The organism is Pseudarthrobacter phenanthrenivorans Sphe3 (assembly GCF_000189535.1).
GTDB classification, from domain to species: Bacteria; Actinomycetota; Actinomycetes; order Actinomycetales; family Micrococcaceae; genus Arthrobacter; species Arthrobacter phenanthrenivorans.
Map to the genome: position 1 here is coordinate 940,985 of NC_015145.1, position 16,259 is coordinate 957,243.

At 65.1% G+C, this 16,259-nt stretch carries 18 protein-coding genes; 7 read left to right on the plus strand and 11 right to left on the minus strand.

Going from position 1 to position 16,259, the window contains the following annotated elements; all coding sequences use genetic code 11:
* Nucleotides 1–88 precede the first annotated feature (88 nt).
* The 4 genes from ASPHE3_RS04430 to bioB are packed head-to-tail and all read right to left on the minus strand — an operon-like array spanning nucleotide 89 to nucleotide 2,347.
* Nucleotides 89–517, minus strand: a complete 429-nt coding sequence (locus ASPHE3_RS04430) for a very short patch repair endonuclease (protein WP_013600030.1) — start codon at nucleotides 515–517, stop codon at nucleotides 89–91.
* A 20-nt stretch (nucleotides 518–537) separates the two neighbouring features.
* Nucleotides 538–972, minus strand: coding sequence for a pyridoxamine 5'-phosphate oxidase family protein (locus ASPHE3_RS04435; protein ID WP_013600031.1), 435 nt, complete (start codon nucleotides 970–972; stop codon nucleotides 538–540).
* A gap of 59 nt (nucleotides 973–1,031) precedes the next feature.
* Nucleotides 1,032–1,334 (minus strand): biotin synthase auxiliary protein BsaP, encoded by a 303-nt coding sequence (gene bsaP, locus ASPHE3_RS22990; RefSeq protein ID WP_013600032.1) that lies wholly within the window; start codon nucleotides 1,332–1,334, stop codon nucleotides 1,032–1,034.
* On the minus strand, nucleotides 1,331–2,347 hold the full coding sequence (gene bioB / locus ASPHE3_RS04440; RefSeq protein ID WP_013600033.1) for a biotin synthase BioB: 1,017 nt from the start codon (nucleotides 2,345–2,347) through the stop codon (nucleotides 1,331–1,333). Before bioB ends, bsaP begins: the two co-directional genes overlap by 4 nt.
* Before the next feature lie 211 nt (nucleotides 2,348–2,558).
* On the opposite strand from bioB, the gene ASPHE3_RS04445 reads away from it, so the two are divergent.
* The 4 genes from ASPHE3_RS04445 to ASPHE3_RS04460 all read left to right on the plus strand — a co-directional run bounded on the left by ASPHE3_RS04445 (nucleotide 2,559) and on the right by ASPHE3_RS04460 (nucleotide 7,272).
* Entirely contained in the window at nucleotides 2,559–4,286 is a 1,728-nt protein-coding gene (locus tag ASPHE3_RS04445) for a purine-cytosine permease family protein (protein WP_013600034.1), read from the plus strand.
* Nucleotides 4,287–4,482: 196 nt separating this feature from the next.
* Entirely contained in the window at nucleotides 4,483–5,136 is a 654-nt protein-coding gene (locus tag ASPHE3_RS04450; RefSeq protein WP_013600035.1) for a DUF6318 family protein, read from the plus strand.
* Nucleotides 5,137–5,279: 143 nt separating this feature from the next.
* Nucleotides 5,280–6,080 carry a hypothetical protein gene (locus ASPHE3_RS04455; protein WP_013600036.1) on the plus strand — a complete coding sequence of 267 codons (801 nt, stop codon included), beginning with the start codon at nucleotides 5,280–5,282 and terminating at the stop codon, nucleotides 6,078–6,080.
* A gap of 121 nt (nucleotides 6,081–6,201) precedes the next feature.
* The gene (locus ASPHE3_RS04460) at nucleotides 6,202–7,272 is read left to right on the plus strand and encodes an alkene reductase (RefSeq protein ID WP_013600037.1); all 1,071 of its coding nucleotides are present in this window, start codon (nucleotides 6,202–6,204) and stop codon (nucleotides 7,270–7,272) included.
* A 219-nt stretch (nucleotides 7,273–7,491) separates the two neighbouring features.
* Here the strand turns inward: ASPHE3_RS04460 and ASPHE3_RS04465 are convergent, their stop codons facing one another.
* Nucleotides 7,492–7,809: a hypothetical protein gene (locus ASPHE3_RS04465; protein WP_013600038.1), complete on the minus strand. Its 318-nt coding sequence runs from the start codon at nucleotides 7,807–7,809 to the stop codon at nucleotides 7,492–7,494.
* 109 nt (nucleotides 7,810–7,918) lie between these two features.
* Here ASPHE3_RS04465 and ASPHE3_RS04470 point away from each other — a divergent pair, with 109 nt between their 5' ends.
* Nucleotides 7,919–10,336: a Tex family protein gene (locus ASPHE3_RS04470; protein ID WP_013600039.1), complete on the plus strand. Its 2,418-nt coding sequence runs from the start codon at nucleotides 7,919–7,921 to the stop codon at nucleotides 10,334–10,336.
* 36 nt (nucleotides 10,337–10,372) lie between these two features.
* Here ASPHE3_RS04470 and ASPHE3_RS04475 read toward each other — a convergent pair whose 3' ends face one another.
* Nucleotides 10,373–11,170 carry a ZIP family metal transporter gene (locus tag ASPHE3_RS04475; RefSeq protein ID WP_041651975.1) on the minus strand — a complete coding sequence of 266 codons (798 nt, stop codon included), beginning with the start codon at nucleotides 11,168–11,170 and terminating at the stop codon, nucleotides 10,373–10,375.
* 102 nt (nucleotides 11,171–11,272) lie between these two features.
* On the opposite strand from ASPHE3_RS04475, the gene ASPHE3_RS04480 reads away from it, so the two are divergent.
* Nucleotides 11,273–11,593: a hypothetical protein gene (locus ASPHE3_RS04480; protein WP_013600041.1), complete on the plus strand. Its 321-nt coding sequence runs from the start codon at nucleotides 11,273–11,275 to the stop codon at nucleotides 11,591–11,593.
* Here the strand turns inward: ASPHE3_RS04480 and ASPHE3_RS04485 are convergent.
* The 4 genes from ASPHE3_RS04485 to ASPHE3_RS04500 form a co-directional block, all read right to left on the minus strand.
* Nucleotides 11,562–12,371 (minus strand): YqjF family protein, encoded by an 810-nt coding sequence (locus ASPHE3_RS04485; protein WP_013600042.1) that lies wholly within the window; start codon nucleotides 12,369–12,371, stop codon nucleotides 11,562–11,564. The two genes, ASPHE3_RS04480 and ASPHE3_RS04485, sit on opposite strands and share 32 nt — an antisense overlap.
* A 34-nt stretch (nucleotides 12,372–12,405) precedes the next feature.
* Entirely contained in the window at nucleotides 12,406–12,801 is a 396-nt protein-coding gene (locus tag ASPHE3_RS04490) for a DUF1622 domain-containing protein (protein ID WP_013600043.1), read from the minus strand.
* 74 nt (nucleotides 12,802–12,875) lie between these two features.
* Nucleotides 12,876–13,736, minus strand: coding sequence for an SDR family oxidoreductase (locus ASPHE3_RS04495; RefSeq protein WP_013600044.1), 861 nt, complete (start codon nucleotides 13,734–13,736; stop codon nucleotides 12,876–12,878).
* Between the two features lie 2 nt (nucleotides 13,737–13,738).
* Nucleotides 13,739–14,644: an MSMEG_6728 family protein gene (locus ASPHE3_RS04500; RefSeq protein ID WP_013600045.1), complete on the minus strand. Its 906-nt coding sequence runs from the start codon at nucleotides 14,642–14,644 to the stop codon at nucleotides 13,739–13,741.
* 156 nt (nucleotides 14,645–14,800) lie between these two features.
* Between ASPHE3_RS04500 and ASPHE3_RS04505 the strand changes: the two genes are divergently transcribed.
* Entirely contained in the window at nucleotides 14,801–15,391 is a 591-nt protein-coding gene (locus ASPHE3_RS04505) for a hypothetical protein (RefSeq protein ID WP_013600046.1), read from the plus strand.
* A 159-nt stretch (nucleotides 15,392–15,550) separates the two neighbouring features.
* Here the strand turns inward: ASPHE3_RS04505 and ASPHE3_RS04510 are convergent, their stop codons facing one another.
* The gene (locus ASPHE3_RS04510; protein ID WP_041652558.1) at nucleotides 15,551–16,189 is read right to left on the minus strand and encodes a LysM peptidoglycan-binding domain-containing protein; all 639 of its coding nucleotides are present in this window, start codon (nucleotides 16,187–16,189) and stop codon (nucleotides 15,551–15,553) included.
* Between the last annotated feature and the right edge of the window lie 70 nt (nucleotides 16,190–16,259).

Below are 16,259 nucleotides of genomic sequence, written 5' to 3' on the forward strand. Positions count from 1 at the left end.
CGGGCAAAAGGATTCGGAAGGATTATTGTGGGTTTCTTGATGAGACTGCGGTTTTTCGCCGCCCCTGGGCTCACTTGAATCGACCAGCTCAGTGGGTGTTCTCCAGGAATCGCACCAGCTCAAATTCCAGGGCCGAACTGTCCTTGAGCTTACACTCCCAAACGGTCAGGACGTCCCAGCCTGCCTCGGTGAGCAGGCGACGCTGATTGGCATCCCGCTCGCGGGTACGGGTGCGCTTGGCCGCCCAGAATTCGGCGTTGGCCTGGGGTGCGTGCTGCCCCACCCGGCAGTCATGGAAATGCCAGAAGCATCCGTTCACGAAAATGACCTTCCGGCGCCCCGCGAACACCAGGTCCGGGTTGCCCGGCAGGCGGCCGCTGCCGGACGTGCCGTGGAGCCGGTACCGGTACCCGAGGGCATGGAGGAGCCGGCGCACCACCAGCTCAGGCTTGGTGTTCTTGCCCCGGATCCGGGACATGTTCCAACTGCGCCGCTCCGGGGAGAGCTTGTCCGCCATGCTTCCAGTCTAGGAGGGTCCTAGATGTCCCGTTCCGGCTGTTCCCCGAACTGGAAGTGGCGGCCGCTGACAGAGGTGGGCTCGATTTCGACGTAGAAATCCTTCAGCGTCGGCACCCACGTTTTCAGGCCCAGCTGCTCCACGGCCTCAAGTTCGGCCGAGTTGCTGATCACCCGCGCTTTCCCCCGCAACACCACGGACCAGGCCTCTTCGGAGAGGATTCCGTCCGTTTCGAAGAGCACAGTGGAGTTGATGGTCAGCTGGGCCAGCTTGTTGCCCGGGGCCGTCCTCAGGTAGATCTTCCGGTTGGAAGTGACGTAGTTGACCGGGAAAATGTCCGGTTCTCCGGCCACGGAGACCACCAGCCGGCCGTGCTTGGTGCCCTCCAGAAGGCGCCAGGACTGCTCATCGTCGAGTTCCAGTACAGGTTGTCCATCTGCGTGTTCAAACATCATGAAGCCATTCTTCTACCCAATGTAGAAATGCGCCAGCGGTTGCGCTTAATTCTGCATCTTCAGGACCTGGTCGCGCCATGGCGCGAGCAGCTTGCCTGCCAGGAATGCGGCGTGACCTGCACCTTGAGCCGGCGTCCGCACTGGGGGCAATACCGGGGCGGCTCCAGTTGCAACCGCGCCCTGCACGCGCCATGCGCGTCGATGTCGCCTGAAGTACCGCCTGCCTGCCGGACGTTCCACGGCGGCGGGGTCCCGCCGTCGGACGTTTCCTTTTCCTGCGGATCACCTTCCTGCGGCTCTCCTTCCTGCGGATCTCCGCAGAGGCCGCAGAAGGCATCAGCAATTGAGCGATTGGGGATCACAGGCTCTTCTGGAGTTCTTTGATGGGCATGTTGAGGTCCACCAAGAGGTTGAGGTCAGCGTCGGCAGGCCGGCCCAAGGTGGTGAGGTAATTGCCCACGATGACGGCGTTGATGCCGCCCAGGAGCCCGTCGCGGGTGCCCAGGTCGCCAAGGGTGAGTTCGCGGCCGCCGGCGTAGCGCAGGACGGTGCGGGGCATGGCCAGCCGGAACGCTGCGATGGCGCGGAGGGCGTCCTTGCCGTCCATGATCTCCTGGTTTTCCAGAGGGGTTCCGGGCCGGGGATTGAGGAAGTTCAGGGGGACTTCGTGCGGTTCCAGGGCGGCGAGCTGGGCCGCCAGTTCGGCCCTTTGCTCAAGTGTCTCGCCCATGCCGATCAGGGCACCGCAGCATAGCTCCATTCCCGCTTCCTTGACCATGGCGCAGGTTTCCAGCCGCTCCTCGTAGGTGTGGGTGGTCACCACCTCGGGGAAGTAGCTGCGTGCGGTTTCCAGGTTGTGGTTGTAGCGGTGCACGCCCCAGCTGGCGAGCTGGTCCACCTGCTGCCGGGTGAGCATACCCAGGGAGCAGGCGATGTTGATGTCCACCTCCTCGTTGATGCGGTCGATGGCGAACTTGATCTGGTTCATGAGCTTTATGTCGGGCCCGCGGACGGCAGCGACGATGCAGAACTCGGTGGCCCCTGTGGCGGCGGTTTCCTTGGCGGCCTTGACCAGCTCCGGGATGTCCAGCCAGACGCCGCGGACCGGGCTGTCAAAGAGCCCGGACTGGCTGCAAAAGTGGCAGTCTTCAGGGCAGCCGCCGGTCTTGATGGAGATGATGCCCTCCACCTCAACGTCCTCGCCGCAGTGCTCCAGGCGGACCTGGTGCGCCAAGTCCAGGGCGGCAGGCACGGCGTTATCGGGCAGGCGGAGGACCTCCACCAGTTGGGCTTCCGTGAGGCCGATGCCCTGTTCCAGGACCTGCTGCCGGGCGGTCTGGAGGATGGGATATTCCCGGAATGCATGATTTGTCATGGTTGTCCTTTTGTTCGGCGGAATTCTCCTTTTGACCGTAAGTCGGCGAGGGCCAGCGTTTTTTGTGGAGGGACAACAAAGGCCCACCCCGACATTTGTTTACAGGACTGGTCAAGGCTTAACACCCCGGAAACAACGCTGTGACCGGAGCGTCGATCTGGCTGGATAGCGTCGCCTCAGACCCCCTCCCGGACGAAAGCGACGCAATCACATGGCCATCGACAAAGACACAACGCAACTGCTGGAACCGGCGGCACCACCTGGCGCCGCCGTCGTCGGAAGTTCCGCGGCAACCACAGCAGCCGGCAACGCCGCTGCACTCAACGCCACCAAGGAAAGCCTCGAGGATTACACCCTCCGGTTCGCGCCGCGCTCCTACCGGAAGTGGAGCGCGGGCGTGGTGGCCACCAGTGCGCTGGGCGGCATCGCCTACTTGGCTGACTTCTCCATCGGTGCGAACATCGGCATCGCCTACGGAACGGTCAACGCCATCTTCGGCATCCTGGTGGCCGCTGTCATCATTTTCGCCACCGGCTTCCCGCTGGCCTACTACGCTGCCAGGTACAACATCGACCTGGACCTGATCACCCGCGGCTCCGGCTTCGGCTACTACGGCTCGGTGGTCACCAACGTCATCTTTGCCACGTTCACGTTCATCTTCTTCGCCCTGGAAGGCTCCATCATGGCCCAGGGCCTGGAAGTGGGCCTGGGGATCCCGCAGTGGCTGGGGTACGCCGCATCCACCGTGATCATCATTCCGCTGGTGATCTACGGGATGAACACGCTGGCCAAGCTGCAGGTGTGGACCACCCCGCTGTGGCTGCTCCTAATGGTGGTCCCGGTGGGCTACCTGCTGGTTTCGCACCCGGAGAGCATCAACACCTTCTTCGCCTACACCGGGCAATCGGGCGACGGCGGGCCCAACCTTGCTTCCGTGATGCTGGCCGCCGGCGTGTGCCTGTCCCTGATGGCCCAGATTGCCGAACAGATCGACTACCTGCGCTTCATGCCGCCCCGCACCGAGGCCAATAGGGGTGCGTGGTGGCGGGCAGTGATCCTCGCCGGGCCCGGCTGGGTGATCTTCGGCGCCATCAAGCAGATCGTCGGCCTCTTCATCGCCATCTACCTGATCGCTACTTTGGATCCGGCTGCCTCCGCCACCGCCAACGAGCCGGTGCACCAGTTCCTGGGCGTCTACCGCGAAATGATGCCGGCCTGGCTGGCCATGACGCTGGCCGTGGTGCTGGTGGTCATTTCGCAGATCAAGATCAACGTCACCAACGCCTACTCGGGGTCGCTGGCCTGGACCAACTCGTTCACGCGGATCACCAAGACCTACCCCGGACGGATGGTGTTCGTGGTGGTCAACCTGGCCATCGCCCTGGTCCTGATGGAAGCCAACATGTTCGACTTCCTCAACACCATCCTCGGGTTCTACGCCAACTGCGCCATGGCCTGGGTTGTCACGGTGGCGTCCGATATTGCCATCAACAAGTACCTGCTGAAGATTTCGCCCAAGGTGCCCGAATTCAGGCGCGGCATGCTGTACGCCGTCAACCCGGTGGGCTTCGTCTCGATGCTCGCTTCTGCGGGGATCTCCATTGCCGTGTTCTTCGGCGCCTTTGGATCCGCCATCCAGCCGTTCTCGCCGATCTTCGCGGTGGGGCTGGCATTGGTCCTCCCGCCGCTGCTGGCGCTGGCTACGCGCGGCCGGTATTACCTCCGCCGCACCGATGACGGAATTGACCTGCCCATGTTCGACGCCGACGGCAACCCGAGTGATGCCAAGCTGCTGTGCCATGTGACAGGCATTGAGTTTGAGCGTCCGGACATGGTCCGCTCGGCCAAGGACGCTCCCGACGGCGGTCCGCAGTATGTCTCATCCCTCGCCTTGTCGACGGATAAGACAGGGGAGTTGGTGCTTCCTCCGCAGAAGTAGTTTCTTGACTGTCTGTCACAAGGGAAGCCGGTGCTTTGGCGCCGGCTTCCCTTGTGACTTTTTCCGGGCCGGTGCCGGTGGTAAAACCGTGGTCGGGCAGCTGTGGATAAGTTTGATCGCAGAAATGTGACCTGGGCTACCCTTAAGGCACTGTCCGGAGCAAGCCGTCTTGAAACTACTGGGGGATTAGCGGCCCATGACAACACACAAACTCCTTTCGGCTTGGGCAAAACAGTTAGGTGCTGTTTCCGCCGGTGTGGCGGCGGTATTCATGCTTTCCGCCTGTGCCGGCAACGCACCTGCAGACCCAGGCCCGGAATCCTCCCCGCCCACCGCATCGGCCACGGCCAGTCCTACGCCCACCCCGACGCCGACCCCCAGCGCCGTCTACAAACCGGCAGACGCATCCGGCCCCGCCCAGAACGTCCCCGTCCCGGTGCTGCCCGAGGTGGCGAAGACGGAGACGAAGGAAGGGGCAGAGGCGTTCGCGAAGCACTGGTTCAGTGTGCTCAGTTACTCCTACGAAACCGGTGACACTGCGGAACTGTCGGAGCTCTCCAAACCCGAGTGCTCTTTTTGTCGAGGGCTCATTGACGATATCGAAGCTGCTTGGGCTGAAAGCAAGTGGATTACCGGCGGCCAAATAGAGGTTCCTGTTGCAACTGCAAAGCCCTCTACCGACGGCACTACACAGGTTGTTCTTCAAGTACTGCAGACAGAGCTTGTCATCCATAATCAGGATGGAAGCCCCTATCAAGAGAAGACACCTGCAACGAACGCTGGAAGCGTCGCGATGGTGAAGTTTGCCGACGGGGGATGGGTAGTCAGCGACCTCGGGTTGACTCGGTAACCATGGTTTACATAGGCAAGGTCCTCTCAACCCTCGCCTGCTCGGCGGTGCTCCTGACGACGTCTTTCTTGGCTGTTGAAGCAGAAGAGGGGGCAGAGCCGAAACCACGGATTGGCGGGGGCTTTGTAGACACTGGGCTTCGAATGGGAGCTGATAACTGGGCACCTCACCCTGACACTGGCGAATTCAGGCGCGCGGATCCTGACGCCGTCAATACTGATCCCAACGAGTACAAGTACGAACTTCAGTGCCATCTTGGTGGGGGAGACTTCGACACCCCCTGCCTGGCAAGGCAAATTGAGTGCAAGGACGGGCCGGACGGTGAAGACGGTATTCCCGTCACCTGGCTCTCACGTCCTCGAGGCGTACCGGGTGCTGTCTGGGCCCACCACTCCGGCCCCACGTGCCTTTACGATGCGAAACCCGAGGACCTCCTGCCCCGGATTGCCGCTGACATCCAGCGGCAGTTCCAGAGCCTGCCGGTCAGTGCCGGAACCGTGGTGGCCCAGCCCAGCCCGCACACGCTCAGGGGTGCGGAGACCAACTTCTATGCCCAGGCAGTCGAGCAGCAGTTCGACGTCACCATGTTCGGGCAGCAGGTGCATATCGTTGCCACCCCGGTCCAATACACGTGGAACTACGGGGACGGGACCGTTTTCGGGCCACAGCCTTCTATGGGAGGACCCCTGCCGCAGGACCGCTGGGGCGAGGAAACCCGGACCAGCCACGCCTACGGCACCACGGGCGACTTCCAGGTGGTTCTGACTACTTCCTTCCAGGGCACGTACTCAGTCAACGCCGGACCCCAGTTGCCGATTCCAGGGCAGGGCCAGTTCACCGCTCCCGCGCAGACCATCAGCGTCTGGCGGTCACTTACCCGGAACTACGCCGATGACTGCAACACCAACCCGCAGGGGCAGGGGTGCCCGGGCGCAGTGCGGTAATTGGGTCACCCGCGCCGCGGTGGTCCGCTTCGGAAGGTGATTCCCGTCGCAGCAGGAATAGTTGCAGGAGCTTCCTAGTTGGCCAAGACAGTAAGTCTTCAGCTTTCGAAAGGAACCGCGCATGCTGTTTTCCCCCCTCACCCTCGGCGAACTCGAGCTTCCCAACCGCCTGGTCATGGCACCCTTGACGAGGCTCCGCGCAGGTGAGGAAGGGGTACCCGGCCCCCTCGTCGTCGAGCACTACCGCCAGCGCGCTACCCTCGGCCTCATCGTCAGCGAAGGAACCTACCCCGCCCAGGCAGGCCGCTCCTACGCCGGCCAGCCCGGCATCATCACCGAAAAGCAGGTGGCAGGCTGGAAAAAGGTCACCGACGCCGTCCACGCTGAAGGTGGCCGGATGTTTGCCCAGATCATGCACGGCGGCCGGGTATCGCATCCGGACATCACAGGGGGACTGGAACTGGTGGCCCCCAGCGCCGTTGCGATTGAAGGCGACGTCCGCACCCCGCAGGGCAAGCAGCCCTATCCCGTGCCGCATGCACTCACCACGGACGAGCTGCCCATGGTGATCCAGGAGATCGTCAACGCATCCCTGAACGCCATTGAGGCAGGGTTCGACGGGGTTGAGCTGCACTCCGCCAACGGTTACCTGCTGCATGAGTTCCTCGCACCCAACTCCAACGTGCGCACCGACAGCTACGGCGGATCCCCCGAGAACCGCGCCCGGTTTGTCATCGAGACCGTCAACGCCGTGGTGGCAGCACTGGGCGCCAACCGCGTTGGAATCCGTATTTCACCGGAGCACAACGTCCAGGGCATCGCTGAAACTGATGCCGCCGACGTCCGTGCCACCTACGAGGTGCTGGTGGACAGCATCGCCCCGCTCAACCTTGCGTACCTCAGCATCCTGCACCACGATCCCTCGGGCGAGCTGGTCCAGGACCTGCGTGCGCGGTTTGGCGGGACCTTCCTGGTCAACACCGGCTTCGGTGTGGTCACCACCCGTGATGAGGCTGCTTCGCTGGTAGCCGACGGCCTTGCCGACGCCGTGGTGGTGGGCCGCCCTGCCATCGCCAACCCTGACCTTGCCCGGCGCTGGAAGGACAGCCTTCCCCTCAACGAGCCGGACCCGTCCACCTTCTACGCCGATGGCGCCAAGGGTTACACGGACTACCCCGCCTACCAGAACTAGCAGCGGCTTAAAAGGTACGACGGCGGCACCCGGCCTGGGTGCCGCCGTCGTTTTGCTGCGCGGTGTGCTGTCCCGGCAGCAGCGCCGCAGGCCATCCGACGACCTCCGGCTCACAGTGTGAAAAGTGGCCCGCCGGGTTCCGAGGGAAGCCGGCGGTGATCAGATGCTACTCCACCGAATGGACTTTAGCCAGACCTGATTTCGGGCGGCTCACGACCATTAGAGCACCGCCTCCCTGCCCGTGCCTTCCGTCATCACCAGCCTGCCGTCCTCGATGGAAACCAGGATACTTTTCGGCTTCCCGCTGACCTTGGTAATCGCCTTCAGGCCACGGTTCGTCACCTCCACGCCCACCTGCGCGCCTTTCGCCGGAAGCTCCACGGACACCTCGTTGGCGATGCCAAGAATCGGGTTGGTGGAGACGCCCAGGTCGCGCCGGGCCTGTTTGCCATTGACCGTCACGGTGATATTGGCTTCCTCGAATCCCTCCTGAAAAACGATAAGCAGTTCCCTCATGGTGGCCTCTTCCTCGAGCATTGGGCGCCTGTGACGGCACCTCCACTACAGCACTTTGCGGGCGGTAGCGGAATACCCTTGCCCGGCGCCGGCAGTGGAGGAGCGGAACGGCGTAAGGCAAGATGTTCTGGTGACCCAACTGCCGCACCGTCCGTCCGCCCCGTCCGCATCCAACCCGGACGACGCAATCTACTCCCAGATCGCCGAAGAGCTGGGCGTCAAAGCCTGGCAGGTGAAGGCCGCCGTAGAGCTGCTCGACGGCGGGTCAACGGTCCCGTTCATTGCCCGCTACCGCAAGGAAGCCACGGGAACACTGGATGATGCGCAACTGCGTGACCTGGACGAGCGGCTCCGCTACCTCCGCGAACTTGCCGACCGCCGTGGTGCCGTCCTTGAAGCGGTGGAGGCGCAGGGCCAGCTGACGCCTGAGCTCAGGAAAGCCATCCTCGCCGCGGACACCAAATCACGCCTCGAAGACATCTACCTGCCCTTCAAGTCCAAGCGGCGCACCAAGGCACAGATCGCGCGGGAAGCCGGACTTGAACCGCTGGCCGATTCCCTGCTGAAACGGCCGGACCTGGACCCGGAACGCGAGGCAGCGAAATACCTCAATGCCGATCACTCCATCGGCGATCCCGCTGCCGCGCTCGCGGGCGCACGCGCCATCCTGGTGGAGCGGGTGGGCCAGGACCCGGACCTCGCGGCCACCCTCCGGGAGAGGCTGTGGACCCAGGGCCGCATGGTGTCGCGGGTGAAGAAGGGCAAGGAGTCGGACGGGCAGAAATTTGCCGACTACTTCGAGTTCGCCCAGGCGCCTGCCGGCATGCCATCCCACCGCGTCCTTGCATTGCTGCGCGGCGAGAAGGACGGCGTCCTTGAGCTTGACCTTGCCGAAGCGGATCCAACGGACGACGACGCCCTGGCCGCCGCCCGCGCGCGCTACGAGTCCGCGGTGGCAAAGTGCCTCGGCGTCGCCCACCGCGGCCGTCCCGCCGACGCCTGGCTGGTGCAGACCGCCCAGGTGGCGTGGCGCTCCCGGCTGCTTGCCAGGCTGACAGCAGACCTCCGCGGCAGGATGTTCGCCGCCGCGGAGGACGAAGCCGTCCGCGTGTTCGCTGCCAACCTGCGCGACGTGCTGCTGGCCGCTCCCGCCGGGAACAGGGCGACGCTCGGACTGGACCCGGGACTGCGGACCGGCGTTAAGGTGGCAGTGGTCGACGGGACCGGAAAAGTGGTGGCCACGGACACGGTGTACCCGCACGCGCCGGCCCGGAAATGGGATGAAGCACTGGCCACGCTGGTGCGCCTGGCGCGGCAGCACGCCGTCGAACTCGTGGCCATCGGCAACGGCACCGCGTCGCGGGAGACGGACAAGCTGGCGGCCGAGCTGATCAAGCTGCTGCCGGATGTGGACCGCAAGCCGCAGAAGCTGGTGGTTTCCGAAGCCGGGGCCTCGGTCTATTCAGCGTCCGCCCTGGCCGCCGCCGAACTGCCGGGAATGGACGTGTCGCTGCGCGGCGCCGTCTCGATTGCCCGGCGGCTGCAGGACCCGCTCGCCGAACTGGTCAAGATCGATCCGAAGTCCATCGGCGTCGGTCAGTACCAGCACGACGTTACGGCCTCAAAACTCGACCGCAGCCTGGACGCGGTGGTGGAGGACTGCGTGAACGCCGTCGGCGTGGACGTCAACACCGCTTCACCCGCCCTGCTCAGCCGCGTGGCCGGCGTCGGACCCCTTTTGAGTGAGAACATCGTGGCCTACCGGAACCAGCACGGCCCGTTCGCCAAGCGCAGTGACCTGAAGAAGGTGCCGCGCCTTGGGGCGAAGGCGTTCGAACAGTGCGCAGGGTTCCTGCGCATCACCGGGGGAGCGGAACCGCTGGACGCCTCCAGTGTCCACCCGGAGTCGTACGCCGTTGCCCGGAAGATCCTGGTTGCTGCCGGCTCCGCGCCGGCCTCGTCCCTGGACCCGCGGGATTTTGTGGACGATTCAGTGGGCCTGCCCACCGTGCAGGACATCCTGTCCGAACTGGACAAACCGGGCCGGGATCCGCGCCCTGCGTTTGCTGCTGCAACGTTCTCTGAGGGGATCGAGAAGATTTCGGACCTTAAGCCGGGAATGGTGCTGGAAGGAACGGTGACCAACGTCGCCGCGTTCGGGGCGTTCGTGGACGTGGGCGTGCACCAGGATGGCCTGGTCCACGTTTCCGCGATGTCCAACCGTTTTGTTTCCGATCCCCGGGAAGTGGTGAAGTCCGGGCAGGTGGTACGGGTCAAGGTGCTGGAGGCGGACCCTGACCGCAAGCGGATCTCCTTGACGCTGCGGCTCGACGACGAGCCGACTGCCGGCCGGGCGACTTCGGGGCGGGGCGGGAACAGTTCCCGGAATCCGGGGCGCGGCAAGGAGCAGGGCGGCAAGCCCGGGAACAATGTGGCCTCGCCGGGGCATTCGTCGGCGGCGCCGTCGGCGCCCGCGCCTTCCAGGAAGCCTGCGCCCGTGAACACGGCCATGGCCGAAGCTCTTCGGAAAGCGGGACTGGGTAAGTAGCCGCTGCCTGGGGTTCGTCAGGCTTCCGCTGGTCGCTCAGGCAAGTGACAGAACGAACGCCAGGACGAATCCGGCGGCGGTGCTGAGCGCCACCGCCGGACCCCCATGCTCGTAGGCTTCCGGCATCAGCGTGTCCGCCAGGGACGCGATGACGGCTCCGGCCGCAAAGGCCAGCGGAACCGAGATGGCTTCCGGGTCGGTGCCGGACAGCGGCCCGGCGCCGACAACGACGGCGATGACCAACAGGGCGGCGCAACCGAGCCAGAGCCCAATGATGCTGCCCGCCGACCTGCCCTGGCTCCGCATAGAGGCCGAGCCCACGAGGGCTTCTGGAAAGTTGGAAACAAAGATGGCGGCGAGCAGTGCCAGGCCTCCGGTTCCTTCGCCCAGCGAGATGCCCAAGGCAAGGTTCTCAGGGACGCCGTCCAGCGTGACGGCGGCCAGCAACGCGAGTCCGGCGGCTCCGCTCGTGGACGCCTGCGTGGCAGGCTTGTCCTCTGCGGCAGCATCGGTGTCCAGCTTGGCACTGCCCTGGAACTCGTCCGCGGGCTTGGCTCGTTTCGCGTCTCCCGCTTGGGCCCACCGGTCCAGCAGGGCGCTCAGGACGGTGAAGACCACCGCCCCCAGCATCAGGCCGATTGCGGCACGAATGATGCCGCCGTGTTCGTAGGCGTCCTCAAAGAGTTCGAAGGCCAGGGCTGTGATGAGCGAACCGGCGGCGAACGCCAGCAGCATGGCCAGGAGGCGCTTGGGAAGTTCGAAGCGGACGCCGATGAGGGCACCCACCACCAATGCGCTGGATGCTATGACGCCAAACCACAGCGACATCATCATCCGGCAAGTATAGGAGTGTCAGCCTGACGTGGGAATACGTGTTTGAAGCGGCCCGGAATGGGCAGACTTTCGGCGTGGAAGCGTTTCTGCAAAGGTGGAATCATGACGTATTTCCTGGAGTACACCATTCCTGCCGAATCCGGCGACGCCGAGTTTGAGTTCCCCCACGATGAGATCAACGCCGGCACCACCGTCCCGTTGTCCGAGACCAACGCGGAGATCGTCCACACGCCGGAACTGCCGGCCAGGACGGGCATCATCGGTGCCACCGTGCCGGAGGCAAAGCTGGAGGCGGAGCAACTCATTCTGCACAGCCGCGCCACGGAAGGCGCACTGTACTTCGATCCTTCCAATTCCCTGCTGGAGGGCGTGGGCACGCTGGTGGCTACCTTCAGCGAGGGCCGGGGCTGGCAGGACGCCTGACGTTCCGGCCCGTGGAGCCGCTCAGCACCCGCGGCCGGCCGAACTGGGTCCTCACTCCGGGTGAATAGAGGACCGACTCCGGCGGACCGCTCACCTCTATGCCTGCAGACCTGACCAGGCCGTCCTGGAACTCGTGCAGCCCGGCCCGGTACAGCGGCCACGGCTCGTGCGTGTTGGGGATGAAGAGCGTCTGTCCCCGGAACCGGCTGTGGAGTCCGAACCGCGCTGTGACATGGATCGACAGTGGGTCGCTTGCGGGAGCGGTGAGGTCCGGGCGGACGCTGAAACAGCTGGATGCTCCATGGCGGAACCGGGTTACGGAGTAGCCAGCAGTGCCTTCACCGGAATCGCTGCCGGAGCGCCCGCGAGGTGCCCGCCAGGACCGGATGCGGGACCAGACGTACGGTATCCCGGCTGCCCGGGCCGCAAGCACAACGGGCAGCCTGTCCGCGTCCAGGCTTCGGAAGACCACGCCCCTTGTGCCATCCGGTTCTTGCGAATAGAGGCGGACGTTCACTTCATTGAAGGAGCCCAGGTAGGGGATTCCCGGTCCCCGCCCGATTCCGGCTCCCTGCATGCGGAACCCGATAAGCCCCACCCACGTGGACCCGTCAAAAACATCCGGTTCCACTCCCGCCGGCATAAACGGTGCCGCCGCTGCTTCAGGGATGCGCCAATGGAGGAAGACTGCATCAAGCCAGCGCTGGTCCATGATCGCAGGCAGCGGAAGTTCCGGCGGCGCGGGCCACGGGTCGGTGGCATGCGGGTGCTTATCCACGGGTGAAGCCTAGCCCGTTGGCGGGAACCACGGTTCAGCCTGCTGCGGCCCCGGCGGGCTCCGCCGTTGTGCGGGGTTCTTTCTGCCAGGGCCAGCGCCCGGTGATTTCAAGCTCGAGCGAGAAGCTGAGGAAGGTCCGGATCAGCACGATGATGGCCAGCACCCCGACGCTTTCGAAAGTAGGGGTGACCGCCACGGTGCGGATGATGTCAGCGGCCACCAGCAGCTCCAGGCCCAGGAGGATCGACCTTCCCAACAGTTGGCGGTAGGCGCGGTAGATGCCCAGCTTCCCGGCCGTGGCAGGCAGCCTGCGCGGCTGGTGCCCCCGAAGGGCCAGGGGGATGGAAATGAGCGCGCCGATCACCATCACGGCCACCCCTGCGAAGTCGACGAACTCCCCAACGGTCTCGATGATGTGCCGAAAATCCATGCTTCACGCCTTCCCACGTGCCGGAGGTCAGGCAGCCAGCCTAACGCCGGCCGGGAGATCCACTGCGCAGGCTGCTACGGGTGCCGGACTCCGTTGCCGGCAAGGATGTCCCGGTACCCCTCCCGGAACGAGGGGAAAGCGAACTCGAAACCGGTGCTGCGCAGGAGGTCATTCCGGCAGCGCTTGTTGCCGCCCCGCGCCGGGCCGGCATCACCAACCGGAGGCTCGGGCTGTCCCATTTCCGCGGCCAGGAAACGCAGCACGCTGCCCAGGTCCGCGGGGTCGTTGTCCACGCCCCCATAGATGGGAGCCGGCTCGGCAGGCGTCGTCGCCAGATGGACGATTGCCGCGGCGGCATCGTCGCGGTGGATGCGGTTGGTGTAGCGGACGTCTTCCGGAATCACGGCGTCGCCGCCGCGCACCTGGTCGATCAGGCGCGTCCGGCCTGGGCCGTAGATGCCGCCCAGCCGGAGGGACGTCGCCGAGGTTGGAGTCCCGGTGAACCTGTCCTGAAGGAGTTGCTCCGCTTCGACGAGGACCCGTCCTGAGAATCCGCCGGGGGCGGGCGGAGTCCTTTCGTCCACCCAGCCGCCGTCGGCATCTCCATAGACGGCCGTGGAGGAGACGAACAGGACCCGCTGCGGCGTCACGTCGTCGCGCTCCAAGGCAGCGAGGACATGGCGAAGGCCTTCCACATAGGCTGCCCGGTAGGCATCCTCTGACGGCGAGTCCGCCGCCACAGCTATGACGACGGCGGTGGTGTCGGCAGGGACAGGCGGCAGGTTCGGCGCGCTCAGGTCAGCGGCCACACCTTCGATGGCGGCCGGCAGTTTTGCCGGGGAGCGGCGCCAACCAACCACGCGGTGGCCGAGGGCATGGAACCGCAGCCCGGCTTCGGTGCCAAGGTCGCCACAGCCGGCTAGAAGGATGGTCATTGCTACGGCGCCTCCACCGGGAAGAACACCCGCGGGTCCTGCAGGAGGGCCGGGTAAGTGAATGCGGAGCGGTCAATGATCTCCGTGACCGTGAAGTTCCGGCCGAACCTGCCGTCCTCCAGGGTGATGGGACGCCCCACCACCTGGCCTACCGCGAACTTGGCGCCGTGCTCAAAGGGCACAGCAACGGGCGTCTTGCCCGGAAGGGTGGAGAAGGCTTCCTCCTGCGCCAGGCGCTTGCGGGTGGGCTTCTTCGCCTGCGGCTTGGGCGGTGCCTTCCGCGACTGCTTCGAGGGCCGGCGGGATGTGTCCTCCACGTAGACCGGCGCATACTCGTCAACGGCTGGGGTATCTGCAAAGCCGTTCACCGGAGGCAATGCCACAGTGTCCAAGGCCTGCGGATCGACGTCGGGATGCGGCGAACGGAGGATCCACAGAACGTCACCCTCGGCCTCCTCCGGCAGGAACTCGTGGCGCGGCTCCGGCCAGAGGTAATCCATTTCCGGGATTGCGTCGGCAAAGAGGGAGCCGTAGAACTTGGGCTCCTTCCGCACCAGCTTGGAGCGGTGGCTCAGGTGGAAGTCCGGGTCTCCCAGCCACGGCGGCATGGGGATCTTCGCCGCGTAGTCCGGGTGCGCTGCCTGCGGCGCGAATTCCATGATGTTCCCGCGCGTGTTGTCCGGATGGCCGCGCTGCGTCCACTCGTCAACCATCGCCAGGCCGTACATGGTGAGGGCCGGAACGTAACCCATCCACATGCGGATCGCCGGATGCGTCTGCCAGCCGTAGCCGGGTATCACCAGCGCACGGAGTGTCTGCAGCGCTTCCACGCGCTGCTTGCCCAGCCTGGCGGTGTCCAGGGCGGCGGCGCTTTGCCGGAAATCAGGGTACGGGAGGAAAGTCTGCATTCCTTCAGTCTGACGGCACCGGGCGGATGTTCCAATTGCAGTGCCTGGCACCACACCCGGCAGGCCGGGGTGTTCACATAGTGGACCTATGCATACGTGGGCGCTCCTGAACCACTAAGATCACCGCAACCACCCCCGCATCTTGGAAGCCCTCTCATGACCTCAACACCTGAAATAACCATCGAGACTGTCCCCGCGTTCATGCCCCGGTACGGGCAGATGCTGAGCCCGGAAGCAAAGGGCATCCTGGTCCTTGACGAGTTCACCATCGATCCCGCCGCGGCCCGCAAGGAACAGCACCGTTTCCGTGACGGCGTGGCCGCCGTCGCCCGCACCATGCGCCGCATCGCCGCGCTTCGCGTGTTCATCGCGCTCGTGGCCATCGGCAACCTGCCGCTGTTCCTGCTGTCCAGCGGCTGGTGGATTTACGCTGTTTCGCTCACCCTCGTTGTGGCCGTGCACGCCGCTGTCACCTGGTTGAACCGCCACGAGCCGAGGCTCAAGCAGCGCTCCGCCCTGGAACTGCACATGCACAGGGAAAAGAGCGCCAACTACCGCAAGGTCCGGGACGCCGTGAAGTACATGATCGACACCCCGGCGCGGATGAACGAGCACCTTTACCTGGAACTGCTGGCCGTCAAGCGCGTGGCACTGAACCTGGCCCACGGTACCGTGGCCCTGCTGGACACCAGCGATGATTCTGCCTGGCGGGTACGGATTGTGCGGGAATTGCCCGCCTCCAGCTAGCCATCCGGCCCGGCAGGGCCCGGTCCCGGCAGACAGCACCGCTTAAAGGAACGACGCCGGCACATCCCTTGTGGGGTGTGCCGGCGTCGTTGTTGGTCAACGGAATTTGTCTATCGCCGACCTGTCTTTGGTGCCCTGCGGGCAGCCGCGTCCCGCCTGTCAGGCAGGAAGCTGGAGAACCTGGCCCTCGAACACAAGGTTGGGGTCGGTGATGGTGTCCGCGTTCGCGTCGGCAAGGTGCTGCCAGCCGCCCTGGATGCCCAGCTTCTCGGCAACGATGCTCAGGGTGTCGCCGGCCTGCAGGGTGTAGGTCTCACCGCTGAGTGCTACGGAGGTGACGTGCTTTGCCGCCGGAGCCTGGACGGGCGCGCTCTGGACGGGTGCGGCCTGAACCTGGGCGGCCTGGACCGGTGCGGCCTGGACGGGCGCCGTCTGCACGGTCCCGGTGGCGCCGCCGCTCAGACCAAGCTGCGCGGAGCAGGACGGCCAAGCGCCCCAGCCCTGCGCGGCCTGGACCTGCTCGGCAACGGCGATCTGCTGCTCACGGCTGGCGTCCGCGGCCGAGCCTGTGCCACCGTAGGCGGCCCACGTGCTGGGGCTGAACTGCAGGCCGCCGGAGTATCCGTTGCCCGTGTTGATTGCCCAGTTGCCGCCGCTCTCGCATTGCGCCAGGGCATCCCAGGTGGAAGTGCTGGTGGTTGCGTTGGCCGCCGTGGCGGAGAGCGCCAGTCCTGCCGCGGAGATGACGGCAACGGTAGCTCCGCGGCGTGCGGCAGTACGGAATTTGGTGTTGTTCATGATGGTGATGCTCCTGAAGGCCACCTGCGCTGGTTCCGTCCCCGGAGATCATCGCGCCACTGCCCGCCCC

Coding starts and splice junctions, on each gene's coding strand:
- ASPHE3_RS04505 (WP_013600046.1), top strand. CDS start 14,801: ATGACCTCAACACCTGAAATAACCATCGAGACTGTCCCCGCGTTCATG.
- ASPHE3_RS04465 (WP_013600038.1), bottom strand. CDS start 7,809: ATGCTCGAGGAAGAGGCCACCATGAGGGAACTGCTTATCGTTTTTCAG.
- ASPHE3_RS04495 (WP_013600044.1), bottom strand. CDS start 13,736: ATGACCATCCTTCTAGCCGGCTGTGGCGACCTTGGCACCGAAGCCGGG.
- bioB (WP_013600033.1), bottom strand. CDS start 2,347: ATGACAAATCATGCATTCCGGGAATATCCCATCCTCCAGACCGCCCGG.
- ASPHE3_RS04510 (WP_041652558.1), bottom strand. CDS start 16,189: ATGAACAACACCAAATTCCGTACTGCCGCACGCCGCGGAGCTACCGTT.
- ASPHE3_RS04435 (WP_013600031.1), bottom strand. CDS start 972: ATGATGTTTGAACACGCAGATGGACAACCTGTACTGGAACTCGACGAT.
- ASPHE3_RS04455 (WP_013600036.1), top strand. CDS start 5,280: ATGGGAGCTGATAACTGGGCACCTCACCCTGACACTGGCGAATTCAGG.
- ASPHE3_RS04490 (WP_013600043.1), bottom strand. CDS start 12,801: ATGGATTTTCGGCACATCATCGAGACCGTTGGGGAGTTCGTCGACTTC.
- ASPHE3_RS04460 (WP_013600037.1), top strand. CDS start 6,202: ATGCTGTTTTCCCCCCTCACCCTCGGCGAACTCGAGCTTCCCAACCGC.
- ASPHE3_RS04445 (WP_013600034.1), top strand. CDS start 2,559: ATGGCCATCGACAAAGACACAACGCAACTGCTGGAACCGGCGGCACCA.
- ASPHE3_RS04480 (WP_013600041.1), top strand. CDS start 11,273: ATGACGTATTTCCTGGAGTACACCATTCCTGCCGAATCCGGCGACGCC.
- ASPHE3_RS04500 (WP_013600045.1), bottom strand. CDS start 14,644: ATGCAGACTTTCCTCCCGTACCCTGATTTCCGGCAAAGCGCCGCCGCC.
- ASPHE3_RS04450 (WP_013600035.1), top strand. CDS start 4,483: ATGACAACACACAAACTCCTTTCGGCTTGGGCAAAACAGTTAGGTGCT.
- ASPHE3_RS04430 (WP_013600030.1), bottom strand. CDS start 517: ATGGCGGACAAGCTCTCCCCGGAGCGGCGCAGTTGGAACATGTCCCGG.
- ASPHE3_RS04475 (WP_041651975.1), bottom strand. CDS start 11,170: ATGATGATGTCGCTGTGGTTTGGCGTCATAGCATCCAGCGCATTGGTG.